10 protein-coding genes are annotated in these 14,772 nt (G+C 53.8%); 3 read left to right on the top strand and 7 right to left on the bottom strand.

Going from position 1 to position 14,772, the window contains the following annotated elements; genetic code table 11:
- The first annotated feature begins 102 nt into the window (after positions 1–102).
- Both IEY52_RS05895 and IEY52_RS05890 read left to right on the top strand, forming a co-directional pair.
- Positions 103–468: a hypothetical protein gene (locus tag IEY52_RS05895; RefSeq protein WP_189001325.1), complete on the top strand. Its 366-nt coding sequence runs from the start codon at positions 103–105 to the stop codon at positions 466–468.
- A gap of 538 nt (positions 469–1,006) precedes the next feature.
- Positions 1,007–3,955 carry a starch-binding protein gene (locus IEY52_RS05890; protein ID WP_189001323.1) on the top strand — a complete coding sequence of 983 codons (2,949 nt, stop codon included), beginning with the start codon at positions 1,007–1,009 and terminating at the stop codon, positions 3,953–3,955.
- A 52-nt stretch (positions 3,956–4,007) separates the two neighbouring features.
- On the opposite strand, the gene IEY52_RS05885 is transcribed toward IEY52_RS05890, so the two are convergent.
- From IEY52_RS05885 to IEY52_RS05870, 4 genes are all read right to left on the bottom strand, one after another.
- The gene (locus IEY52_RS05885; protein WP_189001320.1) at positions 4,008–5,006 is read right to left on the bottom strand and encodes a GGDEF domain-containing protein; all 999 of its coding nucleotides are present in this window, start codon (positions 5,004–5,006) and stop codon (positions 4,008–4,010) included.
- A gap of 281 nt (positions 5,007–5,287) precedes the next feature.
- Positions 5,288–6,040 (bottom strand): M48 family metallopeptidase, encoded by a 753-nt coding sequence (locus IEY52_RS05880; protein ID WP_189001318.1) that lies wholly within the window; start codon positions 6,038–6,040, stop codon positions 5,288–5,290.
- Positions 6,037–9,231, bottom strand: coding sequence for a type I restriction endonuclease subunit R (locus IEY52_RS05875; RefSeq protein ID WP_189001317.1), 3,195 nt, complete (start codon positions 9,229–9,231; stop codon positions 6,037–6,039). The genes IEY52_RS05880 and IEY52_RS05875 overlap by 4 nt, the downstream gene beginning before the upstream one ends.
- Before the next feature lie 43 nt (positions 9,232–9,274).
- A complete protein-coding gene (locus IEY52_RS05870) occupies positions 9,275–10,036 on the bottom strand; it encodes a hypothetical protein (RefSeq protein WP_189001315.1) in 762 nt (253 codons plus the stop codon).
- A gap of 226 nt (positions 10,037–10,262) precedes the next feature.
- Here IEY52_RS05870 and IEY52_RS05865 point away from each other — a divergent pair, with 226 nt between their 5' ends.
- Positions 10,263–10,673: an endonuclease domain-containing protein gene (locus IEY52_RS05865; protein WP_189001313.1), complete on the top strand. Its 411-nt coding sequence runs from the start codon at positions 10,263–10,265 to the stop codon at positions 10,671–10,673.
- A 255-nt stretch (positions 10,674–10,928) separates the two neighbouring features.
- Here the strand turns inward: IEY52_RS05865 and IEY52_RS05860 are convergent, their stop codons facing one another.
- From IEY52_RS05860 to IEY52_RS05850, 3 genes are all read right to left on the bottom strand, one after another.
- Positions 10,929–12,185: a restriction endonuclease subunit S gene (locus IEY52_RS05860; RefSeq protein WP_189001310.1), complete on the bottom strand. Its 1,257-nt coding sequence runs from the start codon at positions 12,183–12,185 to the stop codon at positions 10,929–10,931.
- A 27-nt stretch (positions 12,186–12,212) separates the two neighbouring features.
- A complete protein-coding gene (locus tag IEY52_RS05855; protein WP_229684654.1) occupies positions 12,213–13,724 on the bottom strand; it encodes a type I restriction-modification system subunit M in 1,512 nt (503 codons plus the stop codon).
- Positions 13,725–13,944: 220 nt separating this feature from the next.
- Positions 13,945–14,736, bottom strand: coding sequence for an alpha/beta hydrolase (locus IEY52_RS05850; RefSeq protein ID WP_189001306.1), 792 nt, complete (start codon positions 14,734–14,736; stop codon positions 13,945–13,947).
- Between the last annotated feature and the right edge of the window lie 36 nt (positions 14,737–14,772).

Genomic DNA, 14,772 nt, shown 5'->3' with positions numbered 1-14,772 from the left:
CTTGAAGAACAGGTGAACTCAAGATGAAATTTGTGATTAAATAAAGAGCACAGATCAACCTTTTCGCCCCACTTTCAGACAAACCAGCATGGGGTTATCAAAATGACCACCGCCAAAAACACCACCACCCAGGAAAACACCACCGCCACCCAGAACATCGAGCAAGCCATTCACCGTCTGGAGGTTGCTGTCAATGGCCTGCAGAACGGCTGGGACATGCACCACCACATCAAAGTGCAAGAACATCTGGCCGCCGCCCACAAATTGCTGGGCAACATCACAGGAGACTCACCCCTGCCTGCTCTGGCCCCTTTGCAGGTCAACACCCCCTTTCGTTTCAGGCGGGCCTGCATTCGCAAGTTGCGGGAGGTGCTGGACACCCTCAGCATCCATGAGGTGCGGGGCAACCCTTTTCTGATTGGCATGTGTGCTGAATCGATTGCTGAAACCTACCAGTTGATGTGCTGAAAATCTACTGCGTTGATCCGTGAAATGGAAGGATTCTGGCAAATCCTTCCATTTTAAAAAGCGGCCATGAGAGATCAAGCCTCTTGTTCTTCTGTCAAAGGCTCTAAACTGTTCAGCCCCACTGCCTGCAGACCGAATGCAGGCAGTGAGACTTGTCAAGGATCAACAGCAGCGATTTGAGGAAAGTTCAAACTGAACAGGCCGCTCAATCTTCATACTTGCAGACAACAAACCTGCTTTCTGAGGTCATTTCAAATTTCATTGTGTAAGATGCTTACTTTTGAAATCTCTGTCACAAATCCCACAACACTCCTCTGGCCCCCTTGAAAGCCCCTCAAAAGAAAATATCTTACACAACAAAAAGTCAGGTCTTTATGAGGAAAATGAGTGTCGTGGAATTGATTCCATCTGGTCTTGAAGTTTGACAGAACCCTGATCACAATGAAACCACATGAAAATTCAGACCCGGCATGCATTGGCCGCATCCCTGCTCACGTGCAGTTTACTGGCAGGTTGCAACACCCAGACTTCTTCTGTCATGGCTCCTGCCAGCACCACCCACAACACCACCATCACCCGACAAGCCCTTCCCATGCCCAACTGGAAAGAGCAAACCATTTACTTTGTGCTGACCGACCGTTTCTTCAACGGCAACACCAGCAACGACAACGGCAACAACAACAAAGCCGGAGACACCAAAGACCTCTCCAACCCCATGGGCTGGCACGGTGGCGATCTGGCAGGCATCAAACAAAAAATTGAGTCAGGCTACTTCAACCAGATGGGTTTCACCGCCATCTGGCTCACCCCGGTTTACCTGCAGGTGCCTGCAGTCATGGCCAACGATGGCCCCAATGCAGGCAAGTGGCACGCAGGTTACGCAGGTTACTGGTCTGAAGATTTCTTCAGTGTGGAACCCCACATGGGCAGCCTGCAAGACCTCAAAGACCTGGTCACCGCCGCCCACGCCAAAGGCCTGTATGTGATTCAGGACATGGTGGTCAACCATGCTGGATACAACGCACAGCTGAAAACCCAGCACGCCAACTGGTTCCACAGCGGATCCTGCCCCACCTGGAACGATGTCACCTGTCCCCTTTCTGGCCTTCCCGACTTCAACCAGGAGGTCACCGAGGCCAGAGACTACCTCAACAACTCCACCCGTTTCTGGGTTGATCAAACCGGCATTGATGCCATTCGCATGGACACCATGAAGCATGTCTATGACTCTTACTGGCCCCAGTACTTCGCCAGTGGTGGACCCGCAGACACCAGCAAAGTCTGGACGGTGGGTGAGGTTTTCGATTACAGCCCGGACAACCTGGCCCGCTACATGCGGCTGGGCAGCCCTTCGGTGTTCGATTTCGCGCTGCAAAAGGCCATGGTGGATTCCCTCGGGAAACGCGGCTCTCTGGACGCCATCTCTGGCGTGCTGGCCCAGGACAGCAAGTATCCCGATGCAGGCCGCCTCACCACCTTCCTGGACAACCACGACATCCGCCGCTTCATGAGCGAGGGCATCGAAATTGGCATTCCTGAAAACGAACAGAGAGAGCGTCTGGACGCAGCGACCAGCCTGATGTACATGGTGCGGGGCACGCCCAGCATTTATTACGGCACCGAGATTTACATGAAGGGCAAAGGGGACCCCTACAACAACCCCGCAGGCCAGACCAACCGGGAAGACATGAACTTCTCCGCCACCTCTTCTTCTGCCATGGTGGCCCGCCTGACCGCCCTCAACAAGGCCCGCAAAGACAACAAAGCCCTGACGGGCGGCAACTACAGCGAACTGTGGAAGCCCAATGGCGGCACCAACCTGCTGGCCTTCTCCCGCAACCTGTCTGGTCAGCCCTCCGTGGTGGTGCTGGTCAACGGCAGCGACCAGACCATTGACCTGGCAGGCCTGGGGGGCATCACCGTGGGCAGTGCGCTCACCGCAGGCAGTGCGCTCACCGAAATCACCGGCAAGAGCAACAACCTGAGCCTGAACGCCCAGGGCAAACTGGTGGGCAGCATTCCTGCCCGCAGCGTGCTGGCCGTAAAATCTGGGGGCACCAACTGCACCACTGTGGCCTTCACGCCCACCCCAACCAACTTCAAAGGCACCCCCGCAGACAAGAGCGCCATTCTGACCTGGGACCAGATCAACGATTGCCACCTGACTGGCCTGACCATTCAGTACAAAAAGACCACCGATGCCGCTTTTGGTGCAGCCATCACCCTGCCCAACACCAGCAGCTCCTACACCGCCACCGCCCTCACCAACGGAGTGAGCTACACCTTCCGCCTGACCGCCAAAGGCTCTGGTGGAGACAAACCCGTAGACACCACCGTCACCCCTGCCGTGCCTGCGGGCATCAACGTCTACTTCAAGAAGCCCGCAGCCTGGAGCACCCCCAACATCCACTTCTGGAGCGTGACCGCCTCCCCTGCCATTGCAGACAGCGTCTGGCCCGGAAAACCCATGAACCTGTACTGCGCCAGCTGGTACCAGTACACCTTCACGGCCGCCAGCAACGTGAACCTGCTGTTCGTGAACAGTGCCAACACCACCCAGAAAACCACCGATCAGGTGCGCACCAAGACCGGCTGGTACGACGGCAACACCAACACCTGGAGTGACACTGCACCCGCCACCGCCAACCCTGGCAGCTTCACCTCCAGTGCAGGCAACGCCCAGGTGACCCTGAACTGGACCGCCAGCCCCGACTGCGTCACGGGCTACAAGGTTTTCAGAAAACTGGCCACCGACGCTGCTTACCCCACCACACCCCTCGCCACCCTGGCCAGCACTGCCCTGACCTTCAATGACACCACTGCAGTCAATGGCACCACCTACGACTACCAGATTGTGGCTGTCAACGGCACCGCCCAGAGCAGCGGTCTGACCACCAGAGCCACCCCCGGCGCTTCCACGGGCCTCACCGTGCACTTCAAGAAGCCCAGCACCTGGGGCAAAGCCAACATCCACTTCTGGAATGTGGTCGCCAGCCCCGCCATCGCCAACAGCGTCTGGCCCGGCGTGACCATGACCCTGGAATCTGGCGACTGGTACAAATACACCTTCACTGGCGGCACCTCTGCCAACCTGCTCTTTGTGGACGGCAACAACACCACCGTTAAGACTGCAGACCTCACCCGCAACAAAGAAGGCTGGTATGACGGCAACACCAGCACCTGGTTCGACAGCAAACCCAGCGACGATCTGGTCGTGCACGTCAAACCCCCCACCACCTGGACCAAAGTGAATGTCCACTTCTGGAACGTGGTCGCCAGCCCCGCCATCGCCAACAGCGTCTGGCCCGGCGTGACCATGACCAGTGAAGGCAACGGCTGGTACAAATACACCTTCAGCAAAGCCAGCTCTGCCAACCTGCTCTTCGTGAACGGAGATGCCACCACCCAGAAAACCGTCGACCTGACCCGCAACAAAGAAGGCTGGTACGACGTGGCGCAAAGCAAGTGGTTTGACGCACAGCCCTGAAGCCCAAAAGCAGATTTGCCCCCTTACCCCTCTGGATTTCCAGGGGGGCTTTTCAGTGTCCTTCAGACCTCTTCAAAGGCATCTTGTGGGTTGAGACAGCAAAGTCTGCATCTTCCCCGGCCAGACGCACCTGATTGCGCCCGGTTCTTTTTGCCTGATAGAGCGCCTGGTCTGCACGCTGAATCCAGGCCCTCAGGGGCTCTGCTGGTTGTGAATCTGACACCCCAAAACTTGCGGTCACCTGATGCACCTGGGGAAAATCATGTTCAGCCAGCTGCAGGCGGATCTTTTCGGCCAGACGCAGTCCCTCAGGTGCTGTGGTCTGGGGCAAAAGCACCAGAAACTCCTCGCCTCCCCACCTGGACACCTGATGGGGGTCAGAAACGTGATCCTGAAGCACCCTGGCCACTTCACAGAGCACATCGTCTCCAGTGTTGTGACCGTGCTGGTCATTGATCTTCTTGAAGTGGTCGATGTCCAGCAAGATCAGGCAACTCTCCTCGAATTGCGCCTCCTGCAACTGTTCCAGCATGGCCCTGCGGTTGCGCAACCCGGTCAGGGGATCGGTGGAGGCCTGCTCCTGCAGCATCAGGCGGCGGGCTTCTTCCTGGTCAAACTGGGCCTTGAACCACGCCACTGCGGTTTGCAGCACCACACAGGCCAGCACAATGGTTTCCATGCTGAACATGTAAAGCCATTCCCGCCCGGTCAGCACATTGAAGAACAGGTCTGCCACCCAGGGAAGCACAATGCCCACCCCGGCCTGTACAGCAATCACCTGCAAGGCCCGGCGGTAAGAGAACGCCACCACCGAGAGGGAGGTCATGGCGAACAGCACAAAAAACCCCTCCAGACCCACCGGATTCAAAAAAGAAGCGGTGTAGATCTGGTTCCAGCACAGCAAAGTGCCCAGCAACAGGTTCAGGCGCTCAGCCCATTTGATGTCCGGTTTCTTGCTGAAGGTCAGGTACAGGTTGGAGCCCAGAAAAAGCGCAGCCATCCAGCCGTAAGCCAGCGGATGGGACCTGGAAAAAAAGCCCCCAGCAGGCACACCATGAAGGCGAACCCGGTCACGGTTTGATACAGCGGTTTCTTGAAACGCTGCACAAAAACAGAACTGGAGGGGGTGGGCAAAGCAGGTCTCATCTCACCTGAGTGTATCTGGGAGGGCCTTCTGGAAACCTTACATTGTGTTGTAAGTGTGGTTTTGAGGGTTAGATCCCCCTGCCCATCGCGTTGCTCTGGGCTGTCCCCCTTAACGAAGGGGGATTGTTGGAAGGCTGAATGGGAAACCATTGGAGGCAGGTAAAACAGGCGTTTTGGTGGAGGGGTTTAGAGTTTTAATTCGACAATGGCATTGAGTTTTGATCTCAGGGATTTCCAGTCTGGGCAGACTCGGGTCAGGAGCTGGTAAAAATCTGTGTTGTGTCTGGGAATGGCCAGATGGCACAGTTCGTGCAGGATCACATAATCAATGCAATCTTTTGGAGCACGGACCAGTTCGGTGTTGAGGACCACATGGCCTGACTTTGAACAGGAGCCCCAGCGGGTGGTCATTCTGCGAACGGAGAGGCGTGAGGGTTCTGGGATGCCTGCACGATTTGCAACAGGGGTTACAGCCTGCACCCTTTCAGCAAAGATCTTTTTTGCCCGTTGCAGATACCAGTCTTTCATCAACTGTTCTCGAAGTGCAGCATTCTCTCGGTTTTTGACCAGCAGGTACAGGATGCCCCGGGTCAGTTTGACTGCGTTGTGATCTGCCTCCATGACTTTGAGGCGGTACTGTCTGCCCAGATAACGGTAAGATTCCCCAGAGACGTATTCACGGTCTGGGAGTGGAGAAGCCAGTCTGGTGACTTCGCGTTTCTGGGATTGAATCCAGGGACCTTTTGCCTTGACCGTTTCACGGATCTTACGCAATGGGACACCTTCAGGGGCTTCCACAACCACATCTCCATTGGTTTCCACATGGATGGCCAGGGTTCTGCGTCTGGCATAGTGCAGGGTGTAGTGCAGGGTCAGGGTCCCGTACTGCACGTGGTCGGTGATGTTTTCGATGATGCGTTCAGCCTTGGAGAACTTCATGCTCTGTTGCGGGCCACCTGGATCACACGGTCCATGATGTCATCCATCAGTGTGAAGCTGATGGGGACATTGGAGCGTTTCTTGAAACCGACCAGAAAGTCTTCCATGTCGTTTTTCATCGCTTTTTGCACGTCTTCTTTGGCGTACCAGTCAATGACCTGATGCCTGAGGATGATGTCATCAAGCTGTAATGCCACCTCTGCACTCTGGTCGTTGGTGATGGGCAGGTCCTTGAGGGTTTCCTTGATGATGCCATAGTAGGCCTGGGCAGCAGAACGCTGAACCAGGGAAACAGGCAGGTCATCGCGCACTTTGTTCTGGGCTTTCTCCAGCACTTCACGGATTCTTCGCAGGTATTCGAGATCAGAGAGGCGCTTGGCGCGGTGTTCGTCGATCACGTCCTGAATGATCTGGGACAGCTGGCGGTAAAAGGTGGGGTCCTCGTCCATGTTGACCGTGATGGTGCGGCGGATGCGGCTTGCAATGGCATCTGCCTTGGCGGCCTCACCCTGAATCGAGTCAATCTCAGCCTCGAATTTTACGGTGCTGGTGATGTCCACAGGTTCCATGATCACCTTCACCTGATCTGCCCCCACATGCTTCTGGACCAGATTACGGATCTGCACCTCGTAACGGGAGTAATCCACAGCTTCACCATAGCGCTGTTTGACCACCACGCGCAGGTTCAGGAAGAATTTCAGGTCGTCTTTGTACCTGCGTTGTTCTGCCAGTGGCGTGTTGTCGATGAAACGGCCATTGGCGAAAGCCAGTTGCATCACTCTGGCATATGAACGCAACGCAGCATAGAACTCGTCGCGAATGTTCTCGGGTTCCAGATGCCTCTGCATGGCTTCATGGTCCGATTTGTTCTGAACGCCATTGAAGACTGCCCAGACGCTGGCATGCACTTCTGGGAGTTTCTGGATGTCCTCCCAGACATCCACCATGGTGCCCTCGATGTCCTCAAGGTCAAAGCCTTCCTGTTCCAGAGCGGCATACATGTCCATGGCGTCGGTCAGGTCACCGAAGATGCCCCGGTAATCAATCACCAGACCGTAATCCTTGCTTTCAAAGACGCGGTTCACACGGGCAATGGCCTGCAAGATGTTGTGCTCTTTCAGCTTCTTGTCGAGGTACAGGACAGCATTTCTGGGGGCATCAAATCCCGTGAGCAGTTTGTCCACCACAATCAGGATTTCAGGTTCATCACTGTTTTTAAAAGCCTCTATGACGGACTTCTGGTAATTGTCTGCATCCCCATAGTTGTGCATCATGGCATTCCAGAACTGCTGGACCAGAGGGGTGCTCATTTCATCGGTGCTCTCGTGGCCTTCACGGGTGTCTGGTGGGCTGATGACCACCTCCACTTTGACCTGTCTGAACGCTTCAAAAGCCTGCTTGTACCGGATTGCCATTTCCTTGCTGGAAACAGCGAACTGGCCTTTCATCTGGGTGTCTCTAAAGGTGCTGTTGAAGTGCTGCCCGATGTCGTAGGCAATCTCCATGATCCGATCGTTGGCTTTCAGGAGTTCCCCTTCCCGGTGGAATTTCTTTTTCAGGTCGGCCTTCTGGTCATCGGTGAGGCCTGTGGTGATGCGGTCAAACCAGCGGTCGAGTTGTTGCTGGTCTGCACGCAGGTCACTCATGCGGCCCTCGTACCTGAGGGGCACCACTGCACCATCCTGCACCGCCTGATTCATGGTGTACTTGTGGATGAACCCGCCGAACTTCTGGGACGTGCTCTTGTCTTTCTTGAGGAGGGGTGTTCCGGTGAACCCGATGTAACAGGCGTTGGGGAGCAGCAGTTTCATTTTCTCGTGGTTGCTGCCGTACTGGCTGCGGTGGGATTCATCGATCAGGACAAAGACATCCGCAGAATCATAGGTCTGGTTCTGGGCCAGGGTGCGGGCCGTATCAAACTTGTCGATGATGGTGGTGATGATCTGGGCCTCGTTGTTCAGCAGGAGTTGCAGCAGGTGGCGGCCCGAGTCTGCTTTCTTGACTTCCTTCTGGCAGGCCTTGAAGGTCCGGTAAATCTGGTCATCAAGGTCCACCCGGTCTGTCACCAGAATCACCCTGGGGTCTCTGATGGAAGGCTCCAATGCCAGGGCCTTTGCCAGCATCACCATGGTCAGGGACTTACCCGATCCGGTGGTGTGCCAGATCACCCCTCCCTCACGGGTTCCATCGGGCAGAATGCGCGTGACCCGCTTGAGGGTTTCCTTGATGGCAAAATACTGCTGGTAACGGGTGATCTTCTTGATCTTGTTGTCAAAAAGGGTGTACCCGTAGATGATTTCCAGCAAGCGTGCTGGTCGCAGCAGGCTGTAGATCAATCTGTCCTGTGCTGTGATCTCTCTGCGCCCATATTGACGCCTGGCATCCCAGATGGCCTGCATTTGCAATTGATCTTCTCTGGAACGCCAGGACATGAGATGCTTCTCCGCTTCTGAGACCAGAAAAGCACCAGCGTAATACTGCAGAGACTGGTCCTCTGCATCCTGATCCTCTTCTCTCCAGAAACCCCAGTATTCTTTGGCTGCTCCAGTGGCTCCATAAAGGGCCTCGTTCTGGGAGACAGAAAGCAGAATCTGGGCAAAGGGATACAGGTGAGGAATCTCCTCGGGTTTCTGGTTCCTGAGGTGCTGGCTGACCCCCTCTGTTGCCCCGACTTCTGGACGCTTGCACTCGATGACCACCAGAGGAATCCCGTTCACAAAAAGCACGATGTCTGGCCTGCGGGTTCTGGTGCTGCCCACCCGTTCAATCACAAATTCATCCGAAACGTGATAGACGTTGTTCTCCGGGTTCTGCCAGTCAATAAACTTCAACTGGTAGGACCGCACGTAACCTTCAATGGTTTCCTGCATGCTGCGCCCGAGCGTGAGCAAGTCGTAGACCTTCATGCTGGAAGACATCAGGGACTCAAAAGGCAACCCTGCCAGTTCACGGGTTGCCAGATCCAGATTGGCCTCACTGAAAGGATAATGGTTCCCTTTGAACTCAAAACGGTTCAGTTTCGCCAGTTGTTCCCTCAAAACCTGGGTGAGCACCACTCCAGAGCGCTTGTGGTCCCGCAAAGCATCTGCCTCTGAGGGTGTCAGGTACTTGTAACCCAGGGTGCTCAGGAGGGTCAGCGCAGGAATCAGACTGATGATGTTTTCTCGGGTGGAGCCTGAACGGGATGGCATGAAGGACCTCCAATGATTTACAGCCCATGCAATTCAATTCATTTTACGTCCAGACATAAGGCAATTCATCCTCTTCTGTGCCTTCATAGCCACAAACACCATCTCTAGGGGAATTCCCTAATGGCATCAGAACGCAGTCATCATCTTCATGCTCATCTGCAATGTGTTGCTCAGCATGTTCCTGACAGAAGAGTTTCAGACGTTGAAAATCCCCCTCTTCCATCACACACTCTGCACAGGCATGTACGGCAGGCTGACCGCATGTGTCACAGGCATACTCTGGCTTCAGGTTCCGGGCCAGCAAACGCACTTTGGGTTTTCCCCTGGGCCAGGGGGCCATGTGCTCAAACAGGACCTGCAATTTCAGATGGGTGGTGGACCCCATGTCATATTCGTATTCCCCTTTCACACCCACCTGCAACACATCAGCAATTCTGGAAGACATGGGCTTTTCTCTGGGCAACCATCCATAAAATCCCTCTGAATCGCCCCCTTCAGCATCTGCTGTGTACATCACCTTTTCACCGTTCTCCCTGACCGTGAACATGCTCATGTGGCCGCAGCATTCCAGCCAGATTGCTCTCAAGGCATCATCCAGATCAAAGAATTTAGACTTTGCAGGAAGTTCCAGCACCAGAAACATTCCAGAAGCACTGAGCCGAACCACCCTGATGGGTTCTGGTTTGCCCTTGCTGGCAGGAGGATGGTCAGGAACACACTTCTGCAAATGACGGGTCAGCTGACCATAAGACACATCCTGTCCACACAGTTTGCACCTGGCTTTCAACGCAGAAGATTTTGCCATGGGAATATCATCCCCCGTTGCACGCTCTGCTTGCAAGCGACCCCTTGAGAAAGGGGTGAGGATCCCCCGCGCTGCGCTTGCCCCTTGAAAGGGGGTAGGAATGCAGGAGGCGCAAACGAGACGCATTGAAACGCAAGTGAGACGAAACATCCAAAGGGATTTGCCTGTGTCCACATCAGGCATTCTGGGGATGCAGAAAAGACCAGAAGCCCAATACCCTGAGCACATGGGACAATCCCGCTGGTATCGAAACTACAACCCAGCCCTCAACCAGAGGGCACAGAGAATGCGCTGGAAAAGCACCCCTGCAGAAAGCTTGCTGTGGAATGGTGTCCTGAAACACCTCCCTGTACGCTTCCTCCGGCAGAGGGTCATTGGAAATTACATTGCAGATTTCTACTGTGCAAGACTTCGCCTGATCATCGAAGTGGATGGAGCACAGCATTACACCCCCGAAGGGCTGGCTTACGATGCCATCCGAACGGCCTTCTTTGAAGGACAGGGGATTCGGGTGATCCGCTTCACCAACCGGGAAGTCATGCGGTCCCTGCCTGTTGTGAAAGGGAAGATTGAGGCACTGGTTGAGGATCCCCCGTTGCACGCTCTGCTTGCAAGCGACCCCTTGGAGAAGGGGTGAGGATCCCCCGTTGCACGCTCTGCTTGCAAACGACCCCTTGGAGAAGGGGTGAGGATCCCCCGCGCTGCGCTTGCCCCCTTGAAAGGGGGAAAAGGCCAAGGTGCTTTTGCTCAGGCAGTGGCTGCCTCTTCCCTTTGCCAAAGCCGCCGCCCTCCAACCTCGCCGCTTCCCCCAGCCCCCTCAACCCCCACCTCCCCCAAACCCACCCCTTTCTTTAAGGGGGCAAGCCTGGAACGCAGTGACAGGCGCGGGGGATCAAACCCTGCACTTCCCCGTCAGCAACTGCTGCATCAGCCCGAGCTTTTGCGTTTTGAGGGCTTCGAGCTGAGCAATTGATTTCATTAGCTCAGAGTCCCAGTTTTCAAAAACAGACACGATTTTTTCCTGTTCCCCAATAGAAGGGAGCAATACGGGAAATTCTTTCAGTTGAGTCGAATTAATACTAGCCAAATTAGTACTCTGTTTTGCGCATGACAAAAAATAGTTTTTACCATAATCACTAGATGTCAAGTAATTAAAAAATTCTGGCAGCAAAATTTTTTTATTTGTTCTAACAACAAAAATATGATTTTGATGCAAACATTCACGTATTTCACTTTTCCAAATATGTCCTCTTCCTAATTTATCAGCATCTCCTCCTTCGGTCAAAAGCACATCTCGATATTGCAAAGAATAACGATCAATTTTATCACTTTCAACCTCAATATACTTTATTTCTTCTAGGTCAAGATAGCCATCTTGAACATTAGCAACTCTAAGATATGGTCTCTTTACTGTGTTAATAAGATCCTTTTTTCCTTTTGCAAGTCCCGTCTGAATACTAGCCACCTCAATCAGTGGCTGCAATTTCCACTCCTCTCCCTCAAACTCCCGAAACCGCACCTTCCCAGTGAGCAATTTCTGCATGAGCCCACGCTTGAGCAGTTGCTTTTTCTCGATCAGGGATTCCAGTTGTTCTATGGCTGTGTCCCAGGTGCCCAGGATTTCAGCGATTTTTTGCTGCTCTGGGAGGGGGGGAAGGTTGAACTCCCAATCAAACCACTTCTCAAGTTTGAATACCATTTTTTCAACATCTACTCCAATACTAGAGTGAAAACAAGTTTGTTGAAAATATATTGAATGAGCAAAAAATCTGAAAAAATGAATATTCATTTTTTCATTTGAATGCAGAATTGTATACTCATTTGAAATAACAGAATTATCCAAAAAATCCGGCACAACTCCACAAGCACCATGAACAATCTGTCGATTAGAAATAACAAAATCTCCTGATTTTACAATAAATTGAGTTGGCGTTTTTACTTCAGACCCAAAAAGATCTTCTCTCGGGAACACCCCTCCCCTATTGCGTTTTACCGTGATCAGTTTATATTGTTTATCGCTCAGCAGTTTGATAGGCCTTTTAACCTCATAAAGAACATCCCTATAACTCACTTGTACCCATTCCCTAGGTGGAGAAGAGAGTCTTGGAAGGCCAGGCTGCACACTACTCGGATATATTTCCTTACCCATTGTTACCCTCTGTAATAGCAAACAAAATCACACCAGCCCCAATTCCCGCAGATACCCCTGCATCTTCACCCGAGTCTCCTGCAACTCCTGCTCCAGCTGTTCAATCTCCTGTTGGACAGCAGCCACATCAATTTCCTCTTCTTCCTCGAAGGTGTCCACGTACCTCGGGATGTTCAGGTTGTAGTCGTTCTCCCGAATGTCCTGCAGGCTTGCAAGCTTGGAGTATTTCTCAATCTCTGTGCGGTTCAGATACGTTTCCACGATTTTATGGATGTCTGTGTCCCGGAGTTTGTTCTGGTTTTTGCCTTCCTGATACGCCCTGCTGGCATCAATGAACAGGGTGTTCGTGTCGGTCTTGCCCTGCCGGAAGACCAGCACCGCAGCAGGAATGCCTGTGCCGAAAAAGAGGTTGCTGGGAAGCCCGATCACCGCATCAAGCAGGTTCTCTTCAATGAGTTTCTGCCGGATGGTGCCTTCGCTGCTGCCCCGAAACAGCACCCCGTGCGGCACCACAATCCCTGCCCGCCCTTTCTGCGGATTCAGCGACTCAATGATGTGCGAGATGAAGGCATAATCCCCTTTGCTTTTCGGAGGCACCCCCCGGTGAAACCGCCGGAACTCGTCGCTGGCGGCATCCTCTGCCCCCCACTTGTCCAGTGAGAAGGGCGGGTTTGCCACCACCACATCAAACCGCATCAGGGTCTTTTCGTCTGCAAGGTGTTTGGGGTTGCGGATGGTGTCTCCCCACTCGATGCGGGCACTGTCCAGCCCATGCAGGAACATGTTCATTTTGGAGAGTGCCCAGGTGGACCCGTTGATGTCCTGCCCGTACAGACTGAAGTCCTTGATCCCTTTCTGAATCAGCTGGTTTCCAGTCTTGATCAGGAGCGACCCACTTCCGCAGGTGGGGTCATAGATGCGCTCTCCAGGCTGCGGGTGCATCAGTTCCGCCAGCAGTTCGGAGACTTCTGCAGGGGTGTAGAATTCACCAGCTTTTTTGCCTGCCCCTGCAGCAAAGTTGGAAATCAGGTACTCGTAGGCGTTCCCGATCACGTCCATGTTGCCAATTCTGGAGGGCCTCAGGTCCAGCCTGGGGTCTGCAAAATCCTGCAACAGGTTCTTCAGGCGCACATTGCGTTCACGGGTCTGGCCCAGTTTGCTCTCGCTGTTGAAGTCGATGTTCCGAAAGACCCCTTCGAGCTTCTTGTTCTTCTCTTCAATGGCGTCCAGTGCAGTGTTGATCAGTTCACCCAGATTCTCTCTGTCCCGCTGGCTGTACAGGTCGTAGTAGCTTTTTCCTTCTGGCAGGAAAAAGCGTTCCCGTTCCAGTTTGCGCTGCAGAAGCTCGGGATCATCCCCATACTGGGCTTTCAGCTCTTCGTAATGCTCCAGCCAGGTGTCACTGATGTACTTCAGGAACAGCATGACCAGGATGTAATCTTTGTACTCGCTCGGATCGATGGTGCCCCGGAAGGTGTCGCAGGCCTTCCAGAGGATCTTGTTGATTTCATCTTGGGTCACAGCGAAAGGCAAGGTCATGTCAAGCATTCTACTGCAAATGTGTAAGATGCTCATGAAACTCATCTGCGGATCTCTGGATCATTTTTTCAGAACATAACTCCAGACAAAAGCATCTCATGGTCCTCTGTGCTTTCATATCCACACACGCCGTTCCTGGGAGAATTCCCGAGTTCATAGAAAATTTGCTGCTTAAACCACTGCAGATCCTGGATGAACCAGCACAGCACCAGCCTGTGATTCAGCGTGCAGCAGGCTGGGTGTCCAGCCACTTCAGGATGTGGTCTGCCACCTGCTGCCAGCCGTCTTCCAGCATCATGGCATGCGCCATGTTGGGGAAGATGTGGGCAGTAGTGCCATAAGCTTTTGCTGTTTGCTGCACCTGTGCAGGCGTGAAGAAAAAATCATTTTCTGCCCCCAGCACCAGCAGGGGGGTTTTCATCTTTCTGGGATCCATCTGCACAAACAGGGTGTCCAGGAAAGCCACAAAAGATTCCCGGTTCATCTGGCCAAAATAGCGGTTGACTTTGTCTGCAGGCAGGGTGCTGGAGAAAAAAGCCGTTCTGGCCCGTTCAGGGGTGCCCACCAGATGTTGCAAGTTGAAGGTGAAAGTGACTTTTAAAAACAGGGCAGGATCGTTTTTCAGGCCCCTCAGGAAGGTCATCAGGGATCCAGAAATGGGCATGGTTCCCAGCAGCACCGCAGCAGGCAGGGTGTGCTGTTGCAGGTATTTCTGCACCACGATGCCGCCATTGGAATGCCCGATCAGGATGGGCTTCTCTGGCAACGAGGACACTGCTTGCTGCACGTCCTGCACGTATTCACCCAGTCGGGTGGTTTGCAGGCGCTCCTTGCCTTCGCTGTTCTCGTGGCCGCGCAGGCTCACAGCGTACACGTCATAGCCCGCCTGGGAGAGGTAAGGCATGAAATTTTCCTTCCAGGCCCAGGTTCCAGCCCACAGGCCATGCACCAGCAGAATGGGGGTGGAGTGGCGCTTTTGTGCGGCTGGTTGATGCAGGATGTCCAGTTTCATGCGTCTCCTCAAGAGTGGGGCGAGTAAGTTCTGCGA

It is taken from the genome of Deinococcus roseus (genome assembly GCF_014646895.1).
Taxonomy (GTDB): domain Bacteria; phylum Deinococcota; class Deinococci; order Deinococcales; family Deinococcaceae; genus Deinococcus_C; species Deinococcus_C roseus.
Note: the sequence above shows the minus strand (reverse complement) of the source record. Positions and strands in the feature narration are given on the sequence as shown.